The 4,476-nt window shown below is 66.1% G+C and carries 4 protein-coding genes; 2 read left to right on the top strand and 2 right to left on the bottom strand.

Going from position 1 to position 4,476, the window contains the following annotated elements:
• Nucleotides 1-135: 135 nt before the first annotated feature.
• Nucleotides 136-882 (bottom strand): ATP-binding protein, encoded by a 747-nt coding sequence (locus tag H483_RS27065; RefSeq protein ID WP_031264744.1) that lies wholly within the window; start codon nt 880-882, stop codon nt 136-138.
• Between the two features lie 145 nt (nt 883-1,027).
• Between H483_RS27065 and istA the strand changes: the two genes are divergently transcribed.
• Nucleotides 1,028-2,629, top strand: a complete 1,602-nt coding sequence (istA, locus tag H483_RS27060; protein WP_017836426.1) for an IS21 family transposase — start codon at nt 1,028-1,030, stop codon at nt 2,627-2,629.
• Nucleotides 2,629-3,396, top strand: coding sequence for an ATP-binding protein (locus H483_RS27055; RefSeq protein ID WP_017836425.1), 768 nt, complete (start codon nt 2,629-2,631; stop codon nt 3,394-3,396). Before istA ends, H483_RS27055 begins: the two co-directional genes overlap by 1 nt.
• Nucleotides 3,397-3,506: 110 nt before the next feature.
• Here H483_RS27055 and H483_RS27050 read toward each other — a convergent pair whose 3' ends face one another.
• Nucleotides 3,507-4,277 (bottom strand): hypothetical protein, encoded by a 771-nt coding sequence (locus H483_RS27050; RefSeq protein WP_152427910.1) that lies wholly within the window; start codon nt 4,275-4,277, stop codon nt 3,507-3,509.
• Between the last annotated feature and the right edge of the window lie 199 nt (nt 4,278-4,476).

Here is a 4,476-nt window from a genome sequence, read left to right as displayed (position 1 = left end):
CCGCGGCGAGGCAAGCCCAGGTGAGTATTTGGAGGTTTGGGGGCCACCGGATATTGCGTTTGGGGGCCAGCAGTATTGCCGTTGGGGGCCGGTGATCGCGTCTGTGGGGACCACCGGCCCCGTCTCGGGGATTACTTACTGACTCGCGGCGGCGTGTTCGCGCATGTTGTGGGTGCCGGTGTCGATCCAGAGGGTGTTGTGGACGATGCGGTCCATGACGGCGTCGGCGTGCACTCCGGAGCCCAGGCGCTGGTGCCAGTCTTTCTTGGGGTACTGGGTGCAGAAGACGGTCGACCCGGTGTCGTAGCGCCGCTCAAGGAGCTCGAGGAGCATTCTGCTGATCGTCTCGTCGGGGTGGTCGAGGAGCCATTCGTCGATCACCAGCAGGGAGAACGCGGCGTACTTCTTGAGGAACTTGTTCTGGCCCTGGGGTCGGTCTTTGGCCAGGGCCCAGGCTTCTTCGAGGTCGGGCATCCGGATGTAGTGCGCCCGGAAGCGGTGCTGGCAGGCCTGCTTGGCCAGGGCGCAGCCGAGGTAGGACTTGCCCGAGCCGGTGAAGCCCTGGAAGACGACGTTCTGTTGGCGCTGGATGAACGAGCAGGTGGCCAGCTGCGCGAGCATGGCCCGGTCCAGGCCGCGCTCCTCGACCAGGTCAACGCGCCGCAGATCGGCTGCTGGGTAGCGCAGGTTGGCCCGGCGGATGAGTCCGTCGATCTTGGAATGGTTGAAGCTCTCGTGGGCGTGGTCGACGACCAGCTGCAGGCGCTCGCCGAAACTCATGCCGACCACGTGGTCGTCGTGTTGCGCTTCGATCGCCTCGAGCAGTGGCTGGGCGCCCATTTCGCGGAGCTTGCGTTTGGTCTCGCTATCGATGCTGCTCATCGTGGCAGATAGGGCCAGATGGTACTTACGGTCCGGCGATTCGGTACCGCGATTCTGACGACTTGGTACTCCTCGGGGCAGCCGGGGTGGTCTGCTCAAGGTAGGCGGCGCGACTGCGCCGTCTGTTCCTATTTGAGGAGGCTGCATGGCCGACTACAAAGCCATCATGACGTTGGCGCTTGCCGGGCATAGCTACAGCGAAATCGTCGCGGCCGTCGGGTGTTCACGGCGGGAGATCGCGGCGGTGAAGAAGACGATCACCGCCTACGGCATCACTGCCGGCCAAGCGGCGTTGATGAATCCGGCCGAGATCGCCGAGATGTTCCCCGACGGGCGCAAACGCGTCTCGGAGGACTACATCAAGCCCGACTTTGATCGGGTGCTGGCGTCGATGAAGTTCAATCGGCACTTCACCATCCAGCAGGCGTGGGGAAAGTACCTCGCCGACCCCACCGGAGCCGGAAAGAAGTACGGGTACTCGCAGTACTGCGCCCTGTTCGGCGAGCACGCACGGGTCAAGGACGTCGTGGCCACACTGCATCACGAACCCGGTCGGACGATGCTGGTCGACTGGGCCGGCGACACCCTCGAGGTCCTCGACGCGGTCACAGGGGAAATCACCAAGTTGTACCTGTTCGTGGCGGTGCTGCCGTACTCCGGTGCGGTGTTCTGCCGCGGCTTCACCGATATGAAGTCCCCGTCCTGGATCGACGCCCACGTCGCGGCGTTCGACTTTTTCGGCGGGGCGCCCCAGATGGTGGTGCCCGACAACCCGACCACCGCCACCCACCGACAGGCCAAGGGCGAAGCGGCCAGGGCAGTCAACGCCCGCTACCAGCAGCTGGCCGACCACTACGGCACCGCGATCGTGCCCGCTCGCGTGCGCAAACCCCGCGACAAGGCAGCCGTAGAGTCCGCGGTGGACGTGGTCAACAAGCGCGTCATCGGTTACCTCGCCGAGGAGGTCTGGACCACCGTCGAGGCCCTGAACGCCGCCATCGACGACCGTGTCGCGGAGATCAACACCGTCATCCGTCGGGCTGACGGCACGACCCGGTGGGAGCGGTTCGAATCCGACGAGGCGCCGCTGCTGGGCGTCCTGCCCGACGACGGGTTCGCCACGGTGGAGTGGAAGCAGCTCAAAGTCGGGCGGAACTATCACATCTCCTGCGAGTCGCAGTACTACTCGGTGCCGTACACCTTCGCCGGTCAACTGCTGCGGGTCCGCCTGACCGCACAATCTGTGACGATCTTCGATGGCGACCAGGTCGTCTGCGTGCACCCCCGGCGCCATGGTCGTAAGGGCCAGTACTCCACGGTGCTCGCGCACGCCCCGAAAGAGCACCAGGGCATCGATGGTCTGTGGTCGAGGCAGTGGTTCACCGACCGCGCCCGCGGGTTCGGCCCCGCCACCGAGAAAGTGATCGCCCAGATCCTGGACCGTCACGTGATCGAGGCCCAGGGCTACCTGGACTGCCAGAACATCCTCGAGACCCTGGGCAAGCGCAGTCGGCAGCGGCTCGAGGCTGCCTGCCAAGTGCTGCTCAACCAGAACGGCGCCGGGAGCTACAGCGTGCTCAAACGCGTCATGGCCACCATCGACTCCGACGGCAAAGCGCCCCGACCCGTGGTCCCGGCGGCGGCCACACGAAAGCCCCCGCCACCGGCCGGAACCCGAGACGACGGCGCGATTCAAGTCCGCTCGGCCGATCACTACTCGCGCGGCCGCAGCGGGGAGGGCGTGTGATGTTCACCGAGATCGATCACCAGAAGTTCCGCAATCTGCGCATCACCCACGTAGCGACCCGGTTCGAGGAGCTCATCAGCGATGAGGCCAATGACGAACTCACCCCGGAGCAGATCTTCCTCACCGCCGTCGACGACGCCCTGGACCAGCGCCAGGCCCACCGGATCGACAAGCTGATCCGAGCGGCGAAGTTCCCGATCCCGCAGGCCTCGATCGCGGAGATCAACTACCAGGACGGACGCGGGATCACCCCGGTGCGGATGAAACGCTACGCCGGGCACCACTGGCGACAAGACCCCACCAACCTGCTGATCCTCTCACCGACCGGCGGTGGGAAAACCTACCTGGCCTGCGCGATCGGCATCGCCGCCTGCCAGAACGGGCACACCGTCACCTACGCCCGCATGGACGAACTCGCCCGGCGGCTGGTCATCGCCCGCGGCGACGGGATTCGCCACCAGAAAATGCTCAACGACCTCTCGGACGTGGAGCTGCTGATCATCGACGACTTCCTCACCGTGGGCATCGATCCCGAGGCCGCCAACGATTTGTTCGCCGTCCTGGCCAACCGGGAGCACAGGTTGCCGACGATGATCGCTTCACAGTCCCGGCCGGCGTACTGGCTCGAAGCCCTGCCCGACCGGGTCGCCGCTGACTCCATCGTCGACCGGCTGGCCAACAACGCCCGCGAGATCAACCTCGGCGAAGTCGACATGCGCCGCCAACGCGACGACCAAGCCCGCGCGACTACCGGCTACTGGGAGTAACCGACACGGCCACGGTTCCGGCCCGCCTCACCCACGGGCCGGTACCGGGTCGCCAGAACCGCGGTACCGGATCACCGGACCAGGCGTACCAAGTACGCCTAGTTGCCAGCTCATCGGGCACTCCTGGCGTAGTAGTCAGCGCCGCGGACGTAGCCGCCGGCCTGCTCGGGCTTCGTGCGTGGCTGTAGGGCTGCGGTCTTGTCCTGGCCGGTGGCCAGGATCGGGTGGATATGCGCGTAGCGGGGTGAGCGCACCGGCCCGGTCAGCGCCAGGGCGCAGGCGGCTTCGACGCGCTCTGCTGAGAACCGCCGCGAAAGGCGCAGCACCGCCAGGGCAGCGTCCAGGCCCTGTTCGTCGACGGGCACGGATTCGAAGATCCGGTTGACCACGATCACCGCCGCTGGCCCCACCCGCTCGGCCCACTCCCTTACCCGGGGCGCATCCCACTGTTGGTACTGGCGGCCGGCGGGCAGGTCGGCGTCGTTGGTGCGGTACTGCCCGGCGGCTCCAGTTGGGAGCAGCAGGTGGCTGGAGATCCGCTCGGTGCCGCGGTAGATCTCCAGCGTGCGGGCGGTGATCCGCACATCGACCTTGGAGCCGATGTGCGCCAGCGGGGCGGAGTAGAAGTTCCGCTCGAACACCACGTGCCCGTTGCGGCCCACCCGCCGGCCGTAGAGCCACCGGCTGATCTCGAACGCCACCGCCGGCAGCGGCGTGAGCAGCGGGCGCTCCTCGGCGGTGAACACGCTCAGTCTCGAGCCGGGGCGTTTCTGGAACGGTTCGCGGTTATAGGCGTCCATCCGCTCACCGATCGCCTCTGCCAGTTCGGGCACCGTGTGAAACGTCCGGTCCCGCAGGCCGGCGATCACCCAAGTCGCCACGTGCGCCACGGTGTTCTCGGTGCTGGCTTTGTCCTTGTTGTCCCGAATTCGGGATAACCGCGATAAGTAGGGTTACTCAACCCATTAGTCGAGGTAAGCAGAAAGCAAACTGACTGTCACCGAGGCGGGCGGTGGCGTTCACGAATGAGGCGATTCCAACGGCGGCGAGACGGCCTGAATTAACGGCTCTTCGCATCTG

The sequence above is a fragment of the Dietzia sp. UCD-THP genome, from assembly GCF_000349585.1.
Lineage (GTDB): Bacteria > Actinomycetota > Actinomycetes > Mycobacteriales > Mycobacteriaceae > Dietzia > Dietzia natronolimnaea_A.
Note: the sequence above shows the minus strand (reverse complement) of the source record. Positions and strands in the feature narration are given on the sequence as shown.